This is a genomic window from Mycobacterium lepromatosis, assembly GCF_000975265.2.
In the GTDB taxonomy this organism is placed as follows: domain Bacteria; phylum Actinomycetota; class Actinomycetes; order Mycobacteriales; family Mycobacteriaceae; genus Mycobacterium; species Mycobacterium lepromatosis.
Genome location: NZ_CP083405.1, coordinates 261,899 through 280,195, shown reverse-complemented (window position 1 = coordinate 280,195; position 18,297 = coordinate 261,899). Strand labels below are relative to the sequence as shown.

Annotated in this window: 20 protein-coding genes, 1 tRNA gene and 2 pseudogenes; 5 read left to right on the top strand and 18 right to left on the bottom strand. The window is 58.6% G+C overall.

Going from position 1 to position 18,297, the window contains the following annotated elements:
- Positions 1 to 313: 313 nt before the first annotated feature.
- A pseudogene (locus tag MLPF_RS16735) lies at positions 314 to 698 on the bottom strand (arginine deiminase family protein).
- A 200-nt stretch (positions 699 to 898) separates the two neighbouring features.
- Between MLPF_RS16735 and MLPF_RS01100 the strand changes: the two are divergent.
- Positions 899 to 1,495, top strand: coding sequence for an alpha-ketoglutarate-dependent dioxygenase AlkB (locus MLPF_RS01100; protein WP_193386707.1), 597 nt, complete (start codon positions 899 to 901; stop codon positions 1,493 to 1,495).
- Between the two features lie 101 nt (positions 1,496 to 1,596).
- Here the strand turns inward: MLPF_RS01100 and MLPF_RS16730 are convergent, their stop codons facing one another.
- From MLPF_RS16730 to MLPF_RS01060, 9 genes are all read right to left on the bottom strand, one after another.
- Entirely contained in the window at positions 1,597 to 1,719 is a 123-nt protein-coding gene (locus tag MLPF_RS16730; RefSeq protein WP_420329566.1) for a DUF5642 family protein, read from the bottom strand.
- A gap of 40 nt (positions 1,720 to 1,759) precedes the next feature.
- On the bottom strand, positions 1,760 to 1,906 hold the full coding sequence (locus MLPF_RS16725) for a DUF5642 family protein (RefSeq protein ID WP_420329565.1): 147 nt from the start codon (positions 1,904 to 1,906) through the stop codon (positions 1,760 to 1,762).
- A 345-nt stretch (positions 1,907 to 2,251) separates the two neighbouring features.
- A complete protein-coding gene (locus tag MLPF_RS01090; protein ID WP_175266302.1) occupies positions 2,252 to 2,479 on the bottom strand; it encodes a DUF5642 family protein in 228 nt (75 codons plus the stop codon).
- A 434-nt stretch (positions 2,480 to 2,913) separates the two neighbouring features.
- A complete protein-coding gene (locus tag MLPF_RS01085; RefSeq protein WP_156146917.1) occupies positions 2,914 to 3,864 on the bottom strand; it encodes a GNAT family N-acetyltransferase in 951 nt (316 codons plus the stop codon).
- A 1,382-nt stretch (positions 3,865 to 5,246) separates the two neighbouring features.
- Positions 5,247 to 5,319, bottom strand: a tRNA-Ala gene (locus MLPF_RS01080).
- Between the two features lie 55 nt (positions 5,320 to 5,374).
- Complete coding sequence (gene sepX / locus MLPF_RS01075) at positions 5,375 to 6,397, bottom strand: divisome protein SepX/GlpR (RefSeq protein ID WP_045842304.1); 1,023 nt, start codon at positions 6,395 to 6,397, stop codon at positions 5,375 to 5,377.
- 168 nt (positions 6,398 to 6,565) lie between these two features.
- On the bottom strand, positions 6,566 to 7,219 hold the full coding sequence (locus tag MLPF_RS01070; RefSeq protein ID WP_045842303.1) for a GNAT family N-acetyltransferase: 654 nt from the start codon (positions 7,217 to 7,219) through the stop codon (positions 6,566 to 6,568).
- Positions 7,220 to 7,240: 21 nt separating this feature from the next.
- On the bottom strand, positions 7,241 to 8,515 hold the full coding sequence (glp, locus tag MLPF_RS01065; RefSeq protein WP_045842302.1) for a molybdotransferase-like divisome protein Glp: 1,275 nt from the start codon (positions 8,513 to 8,515) through the stop codon (positions 7,241 to 7,243).
- Positions 8,516 to 8,607: 92 nt separating this feature from the next.
- Positions 8,608 to 9,528: a UTP--glucose-1-phosphate uridylyltransferase gene (locus MLPF_RS01060; RefSeq protein WP_045842301.1), complete on the bottom strand. Its 921-nt coding sequence runs from the start codon at positions 9,526 to 9,528 to the stop codon at positions 8,608 to 8,610.
- A 77-nt stretch (positions 9,529 to 9,605) separates the two neighbouring features.
- Between MLPF_RS01060 and MLPF_RS01055 the strand changes: the two genes are divergently transcribed.
- The 3 genes from MLPF_RS01055 (at position 9,606) to mscL (ending at position 11,421) form a co-directional block, all read left to right on the top strand.
- The gene (locus tag MLPF_RS01055; protein ID WP_045842311.1) at positions 9,606 to 10,193 is read left to right on the top strand and encodes a 5-formyltetrahydrofolate cyclo-ligase; all 588 of its coding nucleotides are present in this window, start codon (positions 9,606 to 9,608) and stop codon (positions 10,191 to 10,193) included.
- An 80-nt stretch (positions 10,194 to 10,273) separates the two neighbouring features.
- Entirely contained in the window at positions 10,274 to 10,561 is a 288-nt protein-coding gene (locus MLPF_RS01050; RefSeq protein WP_045842300.1) for an FmdB family zinc ribbon protein, read from the top strand.
- 395 nt (positions 10,562 to 10,956) lie between these two features.
- Positions 10,957 to 11,421 (top strand): large-conductance mechanosensitive channel protein MscL, encoded by a 465-nt coding sequence (mscL, locus tag MLPF_RS01045; protein ID WP_045842299.1) that lies wholly within the window; start codon positions 10,957 to 10,959, stop codon positions 11,419 to 11,421.
- Between the two features lie 16 nt (positions 11,422 to 11,437).
- On the opposite strand, the gene MLPF_RS01040 is transcribed toward mscL, so the two are convergent.
- The 5 genes from MLPF_RS01040 to rpmF form a co-directional block, all read right to left on the bottom strand.
- Positions 11,438 to 11,935 (bottom strand): MogA/MoaB family molybdenum cofactor biosynthesis protein, encoded by a 498-nt coding sequence (locus MLPF_RS01040; RefSeq protein ID WP_045842298.1) that lies wholly within the window; start codon positions 11,933 to 11,935, stop codon positions 11,438 to 11,440.
- A gap of 62 nt (positions 11,936 to 11,997) precedes the next feature.
- On the bottom strand, positions 11,998 to 13,353 hold the full coding sequence (locus MLPF_RS01035) for a S1C family serine protease (RefSeq protein WP_162196849.1): 1,356 nt from the start codon (positions 13,351 to 13,353) through the stop codon (positions 11,998 to 12,000).
- Between the two features lie 83 nt (positions 13,354 to 13,436).
- A complete protein-coding gene (locus MLPF_RS01030; RefSeq protein ID WP_045842297.1) occupies positions 13,437 to 14,978 on the bottom strand; it encodes a HAMP domain-containing sensor histidine kinase in 1,542 nt (513 codons plus the stop codon).
- Positions 14,978 to 15,664 carry a response regulator transcription factor gene (locus MLPF_RS01025; protein WP_045842309.1) on the bottom strand — a complete coding sequence of 229 codons (687 nt, stop codon included), beginning with the start codon at positions 15,662 to 15,664 and terminating at the stop codon, positions 14,978 to 14,980. Before MLPF_RS01025 ends, MLPF_RS01030 begins: the two co-directional genes overlap by 1 nt.
- Before the next feature lie 117 nt (positions 15,665 to 15,781).
- Positions 15,782 to 15,946, bottom strand: coding sequence for a 50S ribosomal protein L32 (gene rpmF, locus MLPF_RS01020; protein WP_082082281.1), 165 nt, complete (start codon positions 15,944 to 15,946; stop codon positions 15,782 to 15,784).
- Between the two features lie 285 nt (positions 15,947 to 16,231).
- On the opposite strand from rpmF, the pseudogene MLPF_RS01015 reads away from it, so the two are divergent.
- Positions 16,232 to 16,588 (top strand): annotated as a pseudogene (locus MLPF_RS01015) (acyclic terpene utilization AtuA family protein); the annotation flags it as partial.
- Between the two features lie 229 nt (positions 16,589 to 16,817).
- Here the strand turns inward: MLPF_RS01015 and MLPF_RS01005 are convergent.
- From MLPF_RS01005 to MLPF_RS16715, 3 genes are all read right to left on the bottom strand, one after another.
- A complete protein-coding gene (locus MLPF_RS01005; RefSeq protein ID WP_175266301.1) occupies positions 16,818 to 17,042 on the bottom strand; it encodes a hypothetical protein in 225 nt (74 codons plus the stop codon).
- A 536-nt stretch (positions 17,043 to 17,578) separates the two neighbouring features.
- Positions 17,579 to 17,815: an alpha/beta hydrolase gene (locus tag MLPF_RS16720; RefSeq protein ID WP_082082280.1), complete on the bottom strand. Its 237-nt coding sequence runs from the start codon at positions 17,813 to 17,815 to the stop codon at positions 17,579 to 17,581.
- 207 nt (positions 17,816 to 18,022) lie between these two features.
- Positions 18,023 to 18,205, bottom strand: a complete 183-nt coding sequence (locus MLPF_RS16715; RefSeq protein WP_427901951.1) for an alpha/beta hydrolase — start codon at positions 18,203 to 18,205, stop codon at positions 18,023 to 18,025.
- Positions 18,206 to 18,297 lie beyond the last annotated feature (92 nt).

Sequence of the window (18,297 nt, the reverse complement as noted above, 5' to 3'; positions counted from 1 at the left end):
ATACACGGTGTTCAGGTACATCTGCACATTCCTTTACACGATCGGTACAGCTAGCACCGTGTGCGCAAGGTCATCGTCAAAAAGGCAGTGCGCCAAAGCTTCCGCCTCGGCCGATGTGATCTGCTCGCCTACTACCACCGCGATCACGCGCGAAGCGCACTGGAGCACGCCACCACCTTTGACAGGAACGGACCTTTAATTCGTAGGATTCCCGCACGCCGGTGAAACACCTAGGCTAAGCATAGATCCAATCAGCCAGCCGGAAGGTGCGGGCCGATAGTACCGGGGTAAGGGTCACCACACGCGGCCCGACCTAGATTGACGAGTCCTTAGTAAACATCACGTTCGGCAACGGCTCGATGACAAAATCCGTCTCATGATGCATATGAAGCGTCAGTCCGGGTCTCTGGTGGAAGCGCGTTGAACGTCATTCCAGTTGTCAACACGTGGGCCAGTGTGACGGAGTCGAGACTACGCAGATATACTGAAAGTTCTTGTGCCAAAGCCGCACCGAGACACCGTGCATCTGCGGCCATACCGGACCTCATGCATCCGGGATGCATCCGGGCGACCTCACTCGTCAAAGGTTCACTCAGCAGCAACACTTCCACGCCGCGGGAGCGCAGCAGTTCGGCAAATTGGTTGTGCTCCTCCTGCGCGCGAGCCCCAGAGCAACTTGTCGAAGAGCAGCGGATCATTATTGCACAGTTTGAGTCGTCGCAGTTGGACGCTCGAACGGTACAAGATAACGACCCTCAACGGCCCTACCTCGGAATGCACACCTAGCCTGGCAACAGTCACAGCGAGAAGAAGTTCGCCCCCGCGGCACCGGTTATATTTAGTACACTGAACCAGTCCATCATAGCTAATCGAACTAATGTGCGATATACTGGTTAGTGTGGGGATCGCACTTCAGGGCTCGTTGTTCGAGTATCACGAGCGAAGACAACTGGGTGACGGCGCCTTTATAGAGCTCCGCGCCGGATGGCTTACAGACGGAGCGGAGCTGCTGGACGCGTTATTGTCTGGGGTACCGTGGCGTGTTGAACGCCGACGAATGTACGACAAGGTGGTCAACGTTCCCCGGCTGGTGAGTTTTCACGACCTGACAACTGACGATCCTCCGCATCCACTGCTGACGAGGCTGCGCCGTCGACTCAACGACATCTACGCCGGCGAACTGGGTGAACCCTTCACCAGCGTCGGATTGTGCTGCTACCGCGACGGTTCCGACAGCGTCGCCTGGCATGGCGACACCATAGGCCGCAGCAGCTCAGAAGACACCATGGTGGCGATTATCAGCCTTGGCGCCACACGAGTATTCGCGTTACGTAAACGTGGCGGCGGGCCATCTTTGCGACTGCCACTGACACACGGCGATCTGTTAGTGATGGGCGGCTCCTGCCAACGCACTTGGGAGCATGCCGTTCCTAAAACCTCCGCGTCAACAGGACCGCGGGTCAGCATCCAGTTCCGACCACGCGACGTGCGCTAGGTATTCCTACCGGACTAGCAGCCGGGTCAACTCTGAATCGTGCTCACCGTCTTTACGAATAAGTCGCGGGCACGCTGCGTGTCCACCGGCCCCACCGACTGTCACGGAACTACCAACGAATTGGCAATGACCATCATCTGATAGTCACCGAACACAGCAGTGTAGTCGTAAAGCTCACCGGTACGGGGTGTCCCGGCTACTACCGTCTGCAAGACACGGCGCACGGCCAACGTACGCGCTTTCTCACAAGGTGCAGCGCATCGACTACCTCGATTTCACCCCGCACCGGGGCCCCGGAGAATGACACCTTCGTGCAATTCTGCCCAGGATAGTTAAGCGGAATGGCTTGGAAGTCTCCACCGCGATGATGATGAACCGGTTGCCGTTGCCCTCAGCAGAGACCGCCGCCATATTGCCCTGCATATCGAGGCTCAACCGCCAGTTTCGCGCAATTAGCCGGTTAGAAGGTCAGTCCGTCGGGCAGCTTCCGCGCCGACAGAAAGAAATTTGGGGTCGATCGCCCTTTCACCAAGGCCGGTGACAGTGAAATCAGACCCATAGCTCGACTTCACTCCGGTGACCTTTGGTGATGCTAACTTTTGTAGAAGAGGTAACCGGTCCCGAGCAGCAGCCGACGACAAGCACGCTGATGATGCCGCGAATGCCATCTTCAATCAACATCCTAGCCAATCTACCCAAAGTAGACGTTTAGCTACGCAACATGTACACCTTTTTGGCCAGCGGGTTGTAGGAGAATTACGGCGCCAGCGCCGAGAACGCTGAGCCGAGGTCGGTGGTCAATGTAGCAAATGCGTAATAGTTGTCCCGGTACGGAGTGTATGTATATGTCCGCAAATCAATTTCGGTACCGGACTCGACAGATGTCCACACATCGACCGCCATACCAAGGGTATCGACGCCGTCAATACGCGTCGCCCAGTGAAATGGACGCTGGCGGCGGTGCGTCCAACCATCATGGTCCATTGCTCACATGCCGCGAGGAGGTAGCGGCCGAAGACCACGGACACCGGTGCTGGGCACCGCTATCGCGTCAACGATGCCCCCGCACCTGACACTAGACACGCTCTGCGTGGATTGATCAGTTCCATGGCCAGAGTCAGGGAGTGTCCATGCATTACGACGGCTTCAGCATCGCATCCGCTGTTAGTACCCAGATCAACCTCGGTGAAGCCGCGCTAAGAATACCGTGGGTCACTTCAAAGCCGAGCGGCAGCTTGCGACCGATCCTGCAGATGTTGGCCAAGTTGACACGTGCGTGCTAAAGGGCAGACGGCCATGGTTGAACCGCTGCGGGTGTGGGTAGCCACACACATTTTGGTGGCCACAAACGTCAACACCGCTCCAATCGCTAACTTCTGCACGTTCGTGAATATCACCGGAGGTACGCTGGGCGCAGCTCAACCAACTGCGCCGATTACCTGACGAACAACACCCGCGATCTGGTCGGCCATCGGGCGCCCGATGATTAAGTCCCGTTGGCAGGGAACATCGATGACGGTGGTTATGACACCGACATCGTAGCGCTGCCAGACTGCGCCGTGATGGTCCATGATCGCGCGCATGGGTCCGTTGTCGGTCAGCATCCGAGCAGAAAATCTATTGATGCCGTTGACGTGGGCAGCGATGGACAAAGCGCCGATCAGGAAGGTCCCGACTCCCCGACCCTGATAGGCATCGGCTACGGTGAACGCGATTTCGGCTAGCGTCGGATCGCTCTCATCACGGACGAACCGGGCGTCGGCTACCGGATCACCTCCGTCGGTCACCACCCAGACGAAGTGGTCTACATAGTCGACCTCTGATAGATAGTGCATCAGCTCATCGCTGGGAGCACGAGCCGACATAAACCGCAGATACAGAGTCTCACGGGAAAATCGGACGTTACCCTGCAGGCTGCGCTCGGTGTCACCGGGGAGGACAGGACGCAGCATCAGATGGGTTCCGTCGCGAAGCCATATCGGGATGGGCGTGATGAAAGCGGCGAGACGCTGCCGGACCGTGCGCAACAACCGCTGCGTGATGCCAGGAATCTGCACCATCTGGGCGAAGGCGTCAGTGTCACCTATCCAACCGGTCAGCGGTTCGGTCGTGATGACCGTTGCCGTCCTGCGACCGTCACGCAACAAAGCAATCTCGCCAATGATCGTGCCGTGGGACGCCTGCCCGACGATCACCGCGCCATCGTCGCCGACCCGCCTGACCTCTGCATTACCCGACGAGATCAGCAGGAACGAAACAGCCTGCTCACCCTGCTGCATAAGTACCTCGCCAGCTGCGGCCAGCACGGGCTCAACGCTCGCTGCCACCGACATCAGGTCCTCGGTCGGGAGTCCCCGGAAGATATCCATTGCGGCGAACTCTTCCGCCCTATCAGCGATCAATTCGGCCACTGCGATATCCCGAAGGTCTCAGAGGTTAGGCACGGGACTAGCAGTGCCCACATTGCCATGAACCCGCCACCCCCGTTCCCGTCTCGCGGTCCAATACAAATCAGAGTATGGCTGTTGCTGCTGCGACGGCAACAAAACGCGCGGTTGGGCGCCAGCACTAGCCCGTCTTCGGTGAATACCAATACCGATAACGATCCAAGCTAGGACCCACTCGAGGTGACCTGCGGTCTACTCAACACGAACGCCTTGCTGTGGAATGGGTCTTTAAACGTGCTGGGCGAATCAACGAGCTTTCCGACCCAACCTTGGCTCAGCGTGCCATGAACGAACAGTCGTTTCGTTACAACAGTTTACAAACCGGCTGTGGCGTCCGGCCTCCTTTTACGCCGCCAACAGCATCATCACCCAAATTAAGCAGCGTCGCAAGACGCCGGCCATGCGTTTATCGCAGTGCTAACAAGCTTGTTCGAAACCACTTGCTGTCCAGGAAATTTCACCGGAATTCTGACACGACGACTTCCGAAGGGGAGCCTCGCGATCGAATTCGACATTTCTGCTCCGACGCTGACGCGGGCGGTGCTGAACAACCGCGGACCGCGAACAAGTTGATTTTTGACGATGAAACATTCAACGCTGTATGCTATTTCGGTGCGTTGTACCTAATACCAGATGTCGTTTCGGATAGCGCACGAGATGGTCGAGTGTCCGTCCTGGCGGTTGGATAGCGATCCTGACAAGCTATACAGGGAAACTGTCTACGAGATACGCTACGCACGGACCGCATCCTTATGTTCGACGGGGATCACGGTGTTCGACCGACAGACGCTAGTCGACTAGGCTGGTGGGCATCGAGCAGCAAGCACGGCGCGTGTTGCAGTTCGGTCACCGCTGGCAAACCTGGGTGAGGCGCGTCTGAGACATTTGGGGCATTCGTCTAGGATAAACGTTAATCGCCGTCGTGGCTGTTAAACCAGCAAGAAACCCTGCTCGATGGATTCGACGGGTATTTTTGCAGTTAGTATTTGGTGATCATGATTCCCAAGTAGGAAGGCCGGTGGCTGAGAACCTGTATGGCGCGCATGTCTTAGCAAATACTTGAGCCAATTTTTGGCATCGCAACGCAATGCACATTAGGTGGCGAATGTCGCACGACATGCTAGCCGACTCAGCGGACTAATGCCAAGGCCGCACCAAACAGCCCGCGTTGTGAAACTACCGACGGTCGCCTACATACAAGAACTCTAATTCGCCTAAACGAAAAAACTACCAACCACAACCAAACCGTGAACGATCCCAAGACACATATGCATACACATGTCCTCAGACAGATGTCGCGCATGTGGAGCTAAGGGGAATCGAACCCCTGACCTACTCGATGCGAACGAGTCGCGCTACCAACTGCGCCATAGCCCCTGATTGCTAGCAGGCTACCAGTTACAGGACAGCCCCAGCCGCCCGTCGGCGGGCGCTACTGACCCACGGCTCGTGGTAAGTCCCTGGGCCAGCCAAACGTCCGGATCGGCATCTCGTAGTCCAGGTGTTCGAAGATGGGGTCCTCTTCATCGATTTCCAAGACGACCGCACCCGGACGTCGCAGCCGCGACGGAACTACGTCACATTCGCGGTCATGAGCGTTCTCCACGTCGAGCCGGGCACGTGCCATCCGATGCATCCGACGGCTACGCACCTTCTCCTCAATCCGGGTTTGCCGGCGCAAATAGGCCAAATAAAGCATTGTGACAGTGGTGGCGCTACCGCAAATCCACCAGGCATTTGAATCCACTTCGAACGCTGCTGCAGCCGAGCCAACCAAGATGATCGCCATAAACATCAACAGGCGTTTACGGAACGCGTACTTGCGCGCACTGACCGCGGCGGCCGTCGTGGTGTCGTACCGACGCTGCCGCGAGACAGCCGGTACGACTGGCACTGGCGACTTGGCGTTCTTCTGCTTGAGTCCCGGGACCGACGAGGCGTCGACGCATCCGTACCGGTCACCTTGGCGTTGCTCAACCTCAACTTCTTGACCCAGCGATCCGCTCTCATCGACCACGAGCAGGGCGGGCTCAGTCACGTCAGCACTGTCCTCAACCGGCCGCCCCCCCGAATCGTCGACAACGTCGACGTAGTCGATACCGGTGGGCTCAGCCACCGCAACTTTCATGAACACCGGACGTGTACGCTGCATATCGCCGACGTTTTGGTCCTGGCCTTCATCTAGTTTCTGGTCAGCTTCAGCGAGTTCGCCCTCGACCGGGTTCTGCCGCCAGTCCTCGTCCGGCTTCCAGTTGGGGTCGCTACGATGTCCCGCAGCAGGACGACCTCGCTTGAGGAGTCGAGCACCGGCAACACCGTTGAGCACCCGAGTCGCCAATGCCACATCACTGATGCGCCGAACCGCATCACGTTTGCTGATCAACATCGGCACTAGCACGAACAGCCACAGCACCACCAACGAAATCCACAACAGCGATTGAGGGATGCCCGGCATGACGACCTGCTCCTTTCCCCGGCAAGGCCAACAGGTGACCAACCCGGCAGGGTCAATGGACCAGAACAATTACACACTTGTAATTTACAGCTGACAAGCACCAAAATTAATTACTCATGTCACATCAGTCACACGGCAGTGGGCAGTTCTTCACCATAAATGTATGACTTAGAGCCAGCTGGCGCGACCGGCCCGTACCAGGTTCGACGTAACCGACCCGGATACCTCTTCGATGGTGAGGGCCATCAACAGGTGGTCACGCCACTCTCGATCGACCTCGAGGTAGCGGCGCAGCAACCCCTCTTCGCGGAACCCAACCTTTGCCAGCACGGCCCGGCTCGCCACATTCGTGGGGCGCACGGTAGCCTCCACGCGATGCAACATGACCGGGCCGAAGCAGTGGTCAAGGCCCAACGCCAACGCTCCGGTTGCTACCCCGCCGCCGGACGCCGAGCTCGATACCCAATAGCCTATCCATGCCGACCGCAACGCCCCATGGGTAACGTTGCCTATGGTCAACTGGCCGCAGAAGCTGCCATCGAGCTCTATCGCGTAAGGCAACATACGACCTTTACGGGCCTCCGACCGCAGATTCGAGCACAGCACCTGCCACGCGGCAACCGAGTGTCGCACCGCCCAATCGCCGTCCTTACTAGGTTCCCACGGCTCGAGGTACGCTCGGTCAGCTAACCTGATGTGGCTCCACTGCGCACCATCCCGCAACCGCACAGCCCGCAACCGGATAACACCAGCCGGAACCCGCAGCGGTCCAACGTTCGACGGCCAACCCGGATGCCGGGCGTTGGTGCGCAACAGGTTCACCAGAGCGTGCAGTAGGACCGGTCAGCCGCGCTGAGCAAGGAAAGCAACGTCGACGACCTCACCGGTACGAATCTGTTCGGCACCACTGGGAATCACGACCAGACAGTTTGCTTCGGCAAGCGTCGCCAGCAAATGCGACGACGCACCAGTAGCGTCACCAAGCGCTTGCACCAAATATTCACCGGTGTCCTGATCTCGCATCAGCTGACCGCGCAGGTAACCTTTGCGTCCGGCCACTGAAGTGATCGACGATAGCGTGCGGGCCTGCACGATCCGGCGCATCGGCTGGCGCTTGCCCAGCGACAGCCGGATCAACGGCCGAACCATTACTTCGAAAACCACCAGGGCGCTAACCGGATTGGCTGGCAGCAGAAATGTCGGAACGCCCTCGCGCCCCAGCTGCCCGAAGCCCTGGACGGAGCCAGGATGCATGGCGACGCGAACGACCTCCATCTCGCCTAGCTCCGAGAGCACCGACAGCACCACCTCGGCCGCCGCCCCCCCGACTCCTCCGGCGATCACCACGATTTCGGACCGGCTGATCTGGCTCTCGACAATTTCGCCGAACTCCTTCGGGTTGTTGCTGACGATGCCGATGCGGTTCACTTCCGCGCCGGCATCACGGCCGGCCGCGGCCAATGCATAGGAGTTAACGTCGTACACCTGCCCGTTGCCTGGGGTACGCGAGATGTCGACCAGTTCCCCGCCTACGACCATGATTGCCAGCCGTGGCCGCGGATGCACCAGCACTCGTTCGCGGCCGACCGCCGCCAGCAGCCCCACCTGGGCCGCCCCGATAATTGTTCCGGCACGCACGGCGATTTCACCGGGCTGCACATCGTCCCCCATGCGCCGCACATAGGCACCCGACGGCGCGCCGCGCAGAATCCGCACGCGCGACATCCCGCCGTCGGTCCACTGCACCGGCAGGACTGCATCGGCCAATACAGGCAGCGGAGCCCCCGTCTGCACTCGTACAGTCTGGTGGGGCTGCAGCCTGCTGGGTGTGCGCGCACCAGCCTCGATGGTTCCCATCACCGGCAAGGTCAGCCCATAACGCCCATCCTCATCGGATGAACCGGATTCACCTACACCCGACTCACCGATACCCGATACGTCGACGCTGCGTACCGCGTAGCCATCAATCGCCGCCTGGTCGAAACCGGGCAGTGGCCGTTCGGTCATCACTTCTTCGGTGCACATCAATCCCTGCGCCTCGGCAATGGCGACACGTACTGGCCGTGGGGCTACCGCGGCGACCAATATCCGAGCCTGCTGCTCTTCCACAGAACGCACAAACGCGCCTTTCTGCCCTCAGCCCTACCCGGGGGCACCGTGTCGGGCAGGCCGGGCTCGCCGTGGTCGGCTGTTGGGGTCTGGTAGCCAAGCTACTGCTCGGTTAGACCCAATCGCGCCACCAACCACCGACGCAAATCCGGACCATAGTCGTCACGATTCAACGCAAAGTCAACCGCAGCTTTCAGGTAGCCGCCGGGATTTCCCAAGTCGTGTCGAGATCCCCGATGCACCACTACGTGGACCGGATGACCCTCCTTGATCAGCAGCGCGATCGCATCGGTGATCTGCACCTCGCCGCCTGCACCCCGACTGACGCGACGCAACGCATCGAAGATTGCACGATCAAGCACATAGCGACCGGCTGCCGCGAACGTCGAAGGGGCATCTTCGGCTTTGGGCTTTTCCACCATGCCGACGACCTTCAGCACGTCAGGATTGTCTCCATCGGGAACCGGCTCGACGTCGAAAACACCGTATGCGCTGATCTCTTCAGGCGCCACCTCGATAGCACACAACACTGTACCGCCGTGGCGGGCCCGCACCTTCGACATCGTCTCCAGCACGCCAGTCGGCAACACCAAGTCATCGGGCAGCAGCACCGAGACGGCATCCTCGTCTGGCGCCAGTGTGGGCTCCGTGCAGCCGATAGCATGTCCCAGTCCTAGCGGCTCGGCCTGCACGACGGACTCCACTTTGATTAACTCCGGCGCACGACGCACCTTGGCCAACATAGCTTTGTTGCCGCGTGCCAACAGTGTGCCCTCAAGCACCAGGTCTTGGACGAAATGAGCGACCACCCCATCCTTGCCTTCGGAGGTGACAATCACCAGACGTTCAGCCCCGGCCGCAGCGGCCTCGGCTGCAACCAGCTCGATACCGGGCGTGTCTACGACGGGCAGCAGCTCTTTGGGCACCGTTTTGGTTGCTGGCAAGAAACGAGTGCCTAGGCCGGCCGCAGGAACGATCGCAGTGAATGGAATCGGGACTTGCGCGCTTGAGGGGAGTGACATCGTTCACACGATAACGTGCACCGGGTTTGCCGATTCGATGTGGCGACACAAAAGCTGAGGGTGGCATCGTGGAGCGCATGGTGACCGCTAGCAAGGCCGCGTTACGGAAACAGCTGCTGGCTGCCCGGCGCAGCGTTGCCAACGACGTTCAGGCCGCCGAGACCAGGATGCTCAACCAGCACCTGGAGCTGCTGGTGACCAGCGCCAGCACGGTCTGCGCGTACGCGCCGATAGGCACCGAACCGGGATCGATCGGGATGCTGGATATGTTGCTCCGCAGTACGGGAAGAGTGTTACTACCGGTTGCGCGTACCAGCAGCGATGAGATTCCACTGCCACTGCAATGGGGCGAGTACCGACCCGGTGGACTGACCCCCGGGCCCTGGGGGTTGCTCGAGCCACCCGAACTGTGGCTGCCCAAGTCAGCCTTAGCCGAGGCCAGCCTGGTGCTTGTCCCGGCGCTGGCAGTCGACTACCGCGGGGTGCGATTAGGCCGAGGCGGCGGCTTCTACGACCGTTCGTTAGCAGACCGCGATCCGCATGCCCGGCTGATCGCGCTGATACGGGATACCGAGTTACTCAACGAGTTGCCATCGGAACCACACGATGTTCGCATGACCCATGCAGTTACGCCCGAGCGTGGAGTGATCGCACTATCAAGCTAAAGAATAACCACCGTCACATGGCAATTCTAGCACTTGGCACGGTAGAGTGCCAAAGTAGACGATACTACCCGGAGGTTTTTGTGCCGACCTACAGCTACGAGTGCACCGAGTGCACTAACCGCTTTGACGTTGTGCAAGCCTTCGCCGATGATGCCTTGACCACTTGCGACAAGTGCTCCGGTCGGCTGCGGAAGCTATTCAACGCCGTTGGCGTGGTGTTCAAGGGCAGTGGCTTTTACCGCACCGATAGCCGCGAATCAGACAAGAAATCGAACAGTTCGACCAACGGGTCTTCGAAGAACGATTCGGGATCCAACGATAAGTCAAGCAGCTCCTCTGCGCCGGCCGTCGCGACCGCTCCGAATTAGCCGGTTATCCACAACAAGTTTCTGCCCGGTATCGCCAGTGCTATACTGCGCTTAACTCTATGCAGCGTGGGAGAATCATTACTGAATCCAAGCCTATTCGGTCGGATATCGACCGCCTTGGCCCCGGACCGTGCTGGCTGCGCCGGCCAACACCGCTCCGGCAGTCAGCAAATAGTGGCCACCGACGCTGTCGTAGTTCCTGTGTCTGCAAAGCAGAAATTCCAGGCCGTATAACGCCGAACACGTAGTGTTTGGTGGCGCTTTCGGTTCGCTTGGCGAATACGGTAACAGGCTCAACGCTCAGTCATACGGTGACTTTGACCTTGCACTGGTACCTGGCAACCGCTCAACACGTGATACACAGCAAACTGTGTCCAGTCTAGAAAGGACCTCCCATGTTCAGAGAGTTCAAGGAGTTTCTCTCACGAGGCAATATCGTCGACCTGGCCGTAGCGGTAGTTATCGGTACCGCGTTCACCGAGTTGATCACCAAGTTCACCGACAGCATCATCACGCCGTTGATCAATCGGGTCGGCGTCAACCAACAAACCAATCTCAACGCCTTGAAGATCAGCATAGGGGGCGGTCAGGCCATCGACTTGAACATCGTGCTCTCGGCCGCGATCAACTTCTTGCTGATCGCTTTGGTAGTGTATTTCCTGGTCGTGTTGCCCTACACCACGCTACGCAAGCATGGTAAGGCCGAGCGGTTTGACGCCGACCTAATCGGGGCCCAAGTTGTCCTACTCACCGAAATCCGCGATCTTCTCACCCAAAGCAACGGGGCTCCGTCTGGCCGGCACGTCGGTACAGCTGATCTGACACCACCCCCAAACCACGGACCTCGCGCAGTCACCTGACCGTAGCGGTGCCAGCTTAGATCTCCAGACTCGATAATTGCCCAATGATCTGGGTGGCCAGGGGATTAAGTGTCGCCATCCCGTCGCGCACCGCATAACATGAGCTGGCGAGGTTTACCACTAACGTACTGCCCGAAACACCAGCTAGACCACGCGACAATCCGGCGTCGGTGACTCCAGCGGACAGCCCCGAAGCGCGAATGGCTTCGGCGATACCTAGAATTTCCCGATCCAGAATCTCGCGGGTGGCCTCTGGAGTGACGTCACGTGGTGTAACACCAGTCCCACCGACCGAGACCACCAGGTCTACCCCACCGATCACTGCAGTGTTCAATGCGTTGCGTATCTCGACCTCGTCAGCCGCCACCGCAACCACACCGTCGACGACGAACCCGGCCTCGGTCAACAGCTCAGTGACCAGCGGCCCGCTGTGGTCCTCATCCCCATGCGCGGCGCGATCGTCGACAACGACAACAAGTGCACGGCCGACTACCAACTCCACACCCTTCTCCATGGGTGCAACCGTATATCCGAGCTCTGACGCGATTACTTATCGACTAACACGTTAGCTCGGAATTACTGTTCCGCCTTGCCGAGTGTGACCTGAACCGTGCGACTGCTACCAGACTGGTCCTTATAGGTCAGCGACACTTTGTCACCGGGTGCTTTGGACCGCACGGCGGCGACCAACGCGTCGGCGCTACTGATCAGGCGGTCGTCGACCTTAGTGAGAACGACACCGTTGGGAACGGCAGCATTCGCGGCCGCACCACCGGCCACGACGTCCATAACCTTGGCGCCCGGGGTGCCTTTGTCGGTGGTCACCTGGACACCCAGCGACGCATGTGTCGCTTTGCCAGTGCTGATTAACTCGTCAGCGATGCGCTTGGCTTGGTCGACGGGAATCGCGAAGCCAAGCCCGATAGAGCCGCTCTGTGCATCACCCGAATCAGCGCCGAGTGTGGCAATAGCAGAGTTGACTCCCACCAGCTGGCCGCCCATGTTGACCAACGCACCACCAGAATTACCTGGGTTGATCGCCGCATCGGTCTGAATCGCGTCCAGCACCGTATTTTGGTTGCCCGATTCGCCGGTCGTCGACACGGGACGGTTAAGCGCGCTGACGATTCCGGTGGTCACCGTACCCGCCAAACCCAACGGGGAGCCGATAGCCACCACCGGCTGACCCACCCGCAGATCCGCGGAAGAGCCAATCGTAATCGGGGTCAGTCCGGAAATACTCTGCACCTGAACCACCGCAATATCGCTAGTGGGATCGGCACCGACCACCGTGAACGACGCGTTGCGGCCGTCGAAGAAAGTCACCGTGGTTTTCGGCGCCAGACCACCGCCCGGACTGCTCCCTGGTTTGGCGGCAGCCGCGACGACGTGGTTGTTGGTCAAGATCAACCCATCGGCCGACAAAATGACGCCAGAGCCTTCCTCAGACTGACGACCCAAATCGGTCTCCAGCATGACGACACTGGGCACTACCTTGACGGCAACTTGCTCGACGCTACCCGACGGCATGTTCGCCGCCGGAACGCTGGCAGCCGGCCCGGTTATCGGGCCGGCACCGTCGCCACCCGCGACGCGCGTGCCCAACTCAACGACCGTAGCCGCCACGCCGCCAATACCAGCCGATACCACTGCTATCGCTAGCGCGCTAACGGCCAACATTCCTGCGCGATAGCGTCTTTCGGCTACCCCGCCGGGTGGAATCATCGACGGCAGCGGGACCGTACCCGCACCACCAAATGGCTCGTAGGTTCGATGATACTGCTGCAACGGAAGCGACTGCTGATAGCGCCAGTCGACTTGCTGGTGATACGCTTGCTGCTCCTCGGCGTAAGAGGACGACACAGCGCGATTAGGCGCGCTACAGTATCCCGGTTGCTGCGGCGGTGGCGAATACCTCGGGTGATTCGTCATGTCGCTAAGTCGCTCTTCCTCTATGTTGGCTCATGCGGGCCGACTTTTCATACAGTAACTGCCAACTACCCTGCCCGCGCGGACTAATAGTCCACTGAGATAACGTGCGCGGAATCCCCAAAGTTCGCCAATCTACCAGAAACCTGCATAGCTGGGTCGGTCTTGTCCTGGGAATTGGCTTCGCCCATGTCCTGGTCCGCGAGCGTGGAGTACGCTGAAATCGGCATCGGGCGTCCGGGTAGCAGCACGTAAATCGACGTGCCCGGGGGTTGCATTCCCGGCGCGGTGTCTTCGACGCGAAGCAAACCTCCATGGTTGATAACCACCTGTTTGACGATTGCCAACCCAAGGCCCGAACCCGGCAACGACCGTGCAGTAGCCGATCGGTAGAAGCGCTCGAACACCAGCCGACGCTCTTGCGGCGGAATCCCCGGACCGTAGTCGGAAACCACCAGTTCAGCGTGCGACGGGTCGAGTTGGCGCATCGTTACGACGACGTGGCCACCCGGCGGGCTCCACTTGGCCGCGTTGTCCATGAGATTCAGCACCGCACGCGACAGGCCGGCGGAATCACCATAGACCTGCCATCCGATCGCCTGGACGTTAAAGTGAATATCGTTGCGTCGCCGCCGGACACGCTCCAGACTGCGTTCAAGGACCTCGGACATGTCGACCGGCTCGTGCACCACCTGCCCAGCGTCGTCTCGAGTGAGGTCCACCAAATCGCCTACCAGCGTGGACAATTCTTCAATCTGCGCGATTACATCTGCACGCAGATCTGCCATCTCCTGGTCGGGTAGCCGCGGTGCTTCGGGAGCCATCGAGGCAATCAGCAGTTCGACGTTGGTGCGCAGCGAGGTCAATGGGGTGCGCAACTCATGTCCGGCGTCGGTAACCAGCCGTGCCTGACGTTCCCGAGACTCAGCCAATGCACGCAACATCAAGTTGAATGCCTCAGTGAGCCTGGCTAATTCGTCACTGCCGAACACCGGGATGGGCCGCAGGTCATCGGTACGCGCCACTCGCTCGGCTGCTTCGGTCAGACGCCCCACCGGACGAAGTCCTGCCCGAGTCACCATCCCCCCGGCCACTGCGGCGACCGCGACGCCGATACCTCCAACAACCAAAAGCACCCAACGCAGCTTGGTCATGACGGCTTCGGTTGGACGTAAGCTCTTGGATATCAAGAGCGAACTGCCGTTGGGCAAGTGTATGGCTAGTATTCGTTGGTCCGATGCAGTGCGTTGCGACATGAACAGCTCGCCACGGATGACAGCTTTCTCCGCCGTTCCGACCGGAAGGGTCTGACCCGGCTGATTAGCCGTGTAAATCGAGTGACCCGGGTTCACCAACATGGCGTTGACATCCGAGTAGGCAGTGCCCTCGATGGCCTTGCCGGGGTCGGCTGCCAACGAACCACTAGCGATCAGCAACTGCGCCCGGCTTTGCAGTTGGTTATCGATGTCGCTGTACAGCGCCGCCGAGATCACCGCGTAGACCGCGAATGCCATCAAGACGACGACCATCGCCACCATGGACATTGCCAGGAGCATTACCCGCCACCGCAGAGATAACGAACTGGTGGCTCGCAACGATGCTCGCCGGCGCCAGGCAAACCGAACCATCAAGGCGGCATCTCCCTTAATACATAACCCACTCCACGTATAGTGTGTATTAGCCGCGGCTCACCATTGGCCTCGGTTTTGCGGCGCAAATACCCAACATAGACTTCCAGTGCATTGCCCGAGGTAGGAAAGTCAAATCCCCACACTTCTTCGAGGATACGGCTCCGTGTAAGTACCCGCCGCGGATTAGCGATCAGCATTTCCAACAATGCGAATTCGGTACGGGTCAGACTGATCCAGCGTTGCCCACGGACGACTTCACGAGTCACCGGGTCCAGGGTTAAGTCGGAAAAACTCATCGCTGCAGACTCGGCAGCGTCATCGGGTTTGGTGCGGCGTAGCAGCGCCCGAATCCGCGCTAACAGTTCTTCGAGGGCGAACGGTTTGGGCAGGTAGTCGTCGGCACCGGCATCCAAGCCAGCGACCCGTTCGGAAACCGAATCGCGGGCGGTTAGCACCAGGATCGGTAGGTCGTCGCCAGTACTTCGGAGCTGACGGCAGACCTCTAAACCGTCCAGACGAGGCATCATGACATCGAGAACGAGAGCATCAGGCCGATCGCGGGCGACCATTTCCAACGCCTCGACACCATCGTTGGCCAATTCGACCGAATAACCATTGAACGACAACGACCGGCGCAGGGAATCACGCACCGCGCGATCGTCGTCAACGGCAAGTATCCGCAGGGCCACTAACTCGGTCCCGGCGTCTGCGAGGAGCGCTGACACTGAATCGCAATTTTCCAGTCAACGACGCGTGCGTCGACCCCGTTACACGGCAACAGTGGAATCAGGATTAACGCTTTAGAAGTCGACAAGACCAAGACGTGCCGCCTTGAGCAGTCTGCGAGGCACCTTGTGTCGCTCCCCCACCATTTTCACACCGACAAGCTCGATCCGATTAGCCTTCCACTGCGCGCGTCGGCTTCGGGTGTTCGCGCGCGACATCCTGCGCTTGGGTGTAGCCATTATCGGCCCTTACTACTCGATCGAGGTTAACGATTACCAGTATTATGATAGATTGAGTGATCTATTGCTCACCAAACTGGCCAGCCCACCGACCGCGCTGCGCAGTGACACATAAGCCAGAGCGATTCGTCACAGGGCGTGTCTTGTGGGTAGCATACGGCCGCTCTGGCGAGACCTTGACATGACATTGATAACAGCAGGCAACCAGCTGGTTGGGGTGTTGCGCTCAAATTAGGTTTGGTAGTCTCTTGAAGTGGAGAAGCAGATGGTTTTCACACCGTCCGCATCAGAAATTGCTCGGCCTTATACGGTGACCGACTATCAGCTATACCCAAAACATTCACCGGTGGTGAACTCGACTTCTTCGCCGGTGACTAAATGGCCGAAGTGACTTCGATGCTTCTTGGTAGTGGCAGGAAAAACACCCCGACCGCTGCTACACCAAGACCTTCCTGACCCAACTTGAAGACTGCATTGGGACTGGCCCGCGATCGTGGAGTATGCATAGTCGCCAACACCGGTAGCCTGAACCTCGCCGGGCTGGAAGATACGGTAAAGGCGCTGGCCGAGGGCTTCGGTATCGGGGCAAGGATCGCCCACGTCGAAGGTGACGACCTACGCCAGAGTGGGCCGAAGTTCGGCACAGCCGCAATGGAACACTAACAGCTGCGAAAGACTTTGCGCTCATTCACAGAACGAGAGACCCTGCCCAATATCGACGAGTGGGAACGCGCTAGCAATCTGCCACGTGACTTACACTTTCTCACGGGGGCCACGACGAACTCGTACTATTTTGTTGTCGCGGTGGTTTTGGTGGGTGAGTTGTGATTGTGATCGCGGTTAGGTGGTGCTGCAGATCATAACTACCGAGCTAGGAGATGTTGGGGCTTGTCGTCCGCCAAGGGAATTCGTACAAGTATGGGCTAGTATATGTCCGGGTCGGATGCTCGGTGTCGGCGGTGACCTGGTCAATTAATGTATCAGTGTAGCTGATTCGGGAGTTGTTGGGCGTGCCCAGCGGCAATAACGGACTCCCGAGCGCGGAGTTGTTGGGACGAAAGTGCACCACCGCGAACACTGACGCCAACTCGGTCACGATATGCAGCCATTGCCCCCTACGTTGGGGCAGGGCTGCCAAAGAACAGATGGTATCCCTTTGGCTGACCGACGGAAGCGATGAACGGGTCGCTCCAGTGCCTGGTTTGATGTAAAACTTGCGCTGTAAAAAATTTTACTTGATGAGTATTGCGCAAGTTTCGCTTGGACTGTGACGTCTACGTTGGCGAGCTGCTGCACGATGTTTTCAGGTCTGGCTGCCGGCCTGGCCATGTTATACTGACGGTCCTACTCGCTGGGCCACGACATCGCTTATGAAGTGAAATTTGTCGGCTCAACGCATCCAGTTGGTGTAGTCGCTCATCGTTTCTTCATGACTAAGGTGCAGCGATGATGATCCACGCCTGTCACGGGGGAGCGCAGAAGGAGGTGGTTTGATCGGATCGTTCTGCAGTTCTGGCCAGCACCGTGGCCAAAATGTAGCCGCTCATGCGTAGCCGTCAGTTAGGCTTGACACAAGGATATTCGGCGTTGCCGTATGCGTAGCAATTCCACTGTCAATTATCGGATTTTCCATCATAGAGTGAAACCTGATTGGATGTACAGCTCGATGAAACCAAACACATCTTGCAGGCTCCTGCCTAACACGCCGGCATGAGGAATCAGAATGGCGAACGAGTTGTTGTTTACGATTATGTAATAAGCATATTCAGGTTCAACTCCAAGCGTAGCGGGGTTACTGAACTTGGTACCCGGTGAGCCATACAAGACAACGTCGTGGACGGGTGCACCCTGCTGAAATGCCAGGCTGATGGTTAGCGACCTACATGGGAATACCCGAACGCGGTTATGTACTTATCCGCCATAGTTGTGTTGACCGCCAAGCGCGTATAGAAGCTGATCAGTTGTCCCTCGCCAGCCCAGGAGAGCCAGTCATGGGCGACCTCTAGTAGGCTATCCGATAGATCATAAAACAGCGAGGTAGTACAGTCCACCGTAACGGGATTCGCAATGCCAAGGTCATCGGCGCAAATCGACTGCTTTGTTACGCTGGACTTGGACGTTGATAACCATCTGTGCAGCAGTGGAGTTGATTAGAAAGTTCATCCCATCGACGGTGACTCCGAAACGGAACACTTTGTAGACATCTCCGACCCTAACTGCTGCAAGTACTTTGCCGAGATTTCTTGTGGTGAAAAGCAATGTCAAGCTGACTCCGCCGTGTGCCAGCCAATGTATCTCGTGGCTGCCTGAGATCCGTCAACTTATCGATGTTCTGAGGACAGACTCTGTTA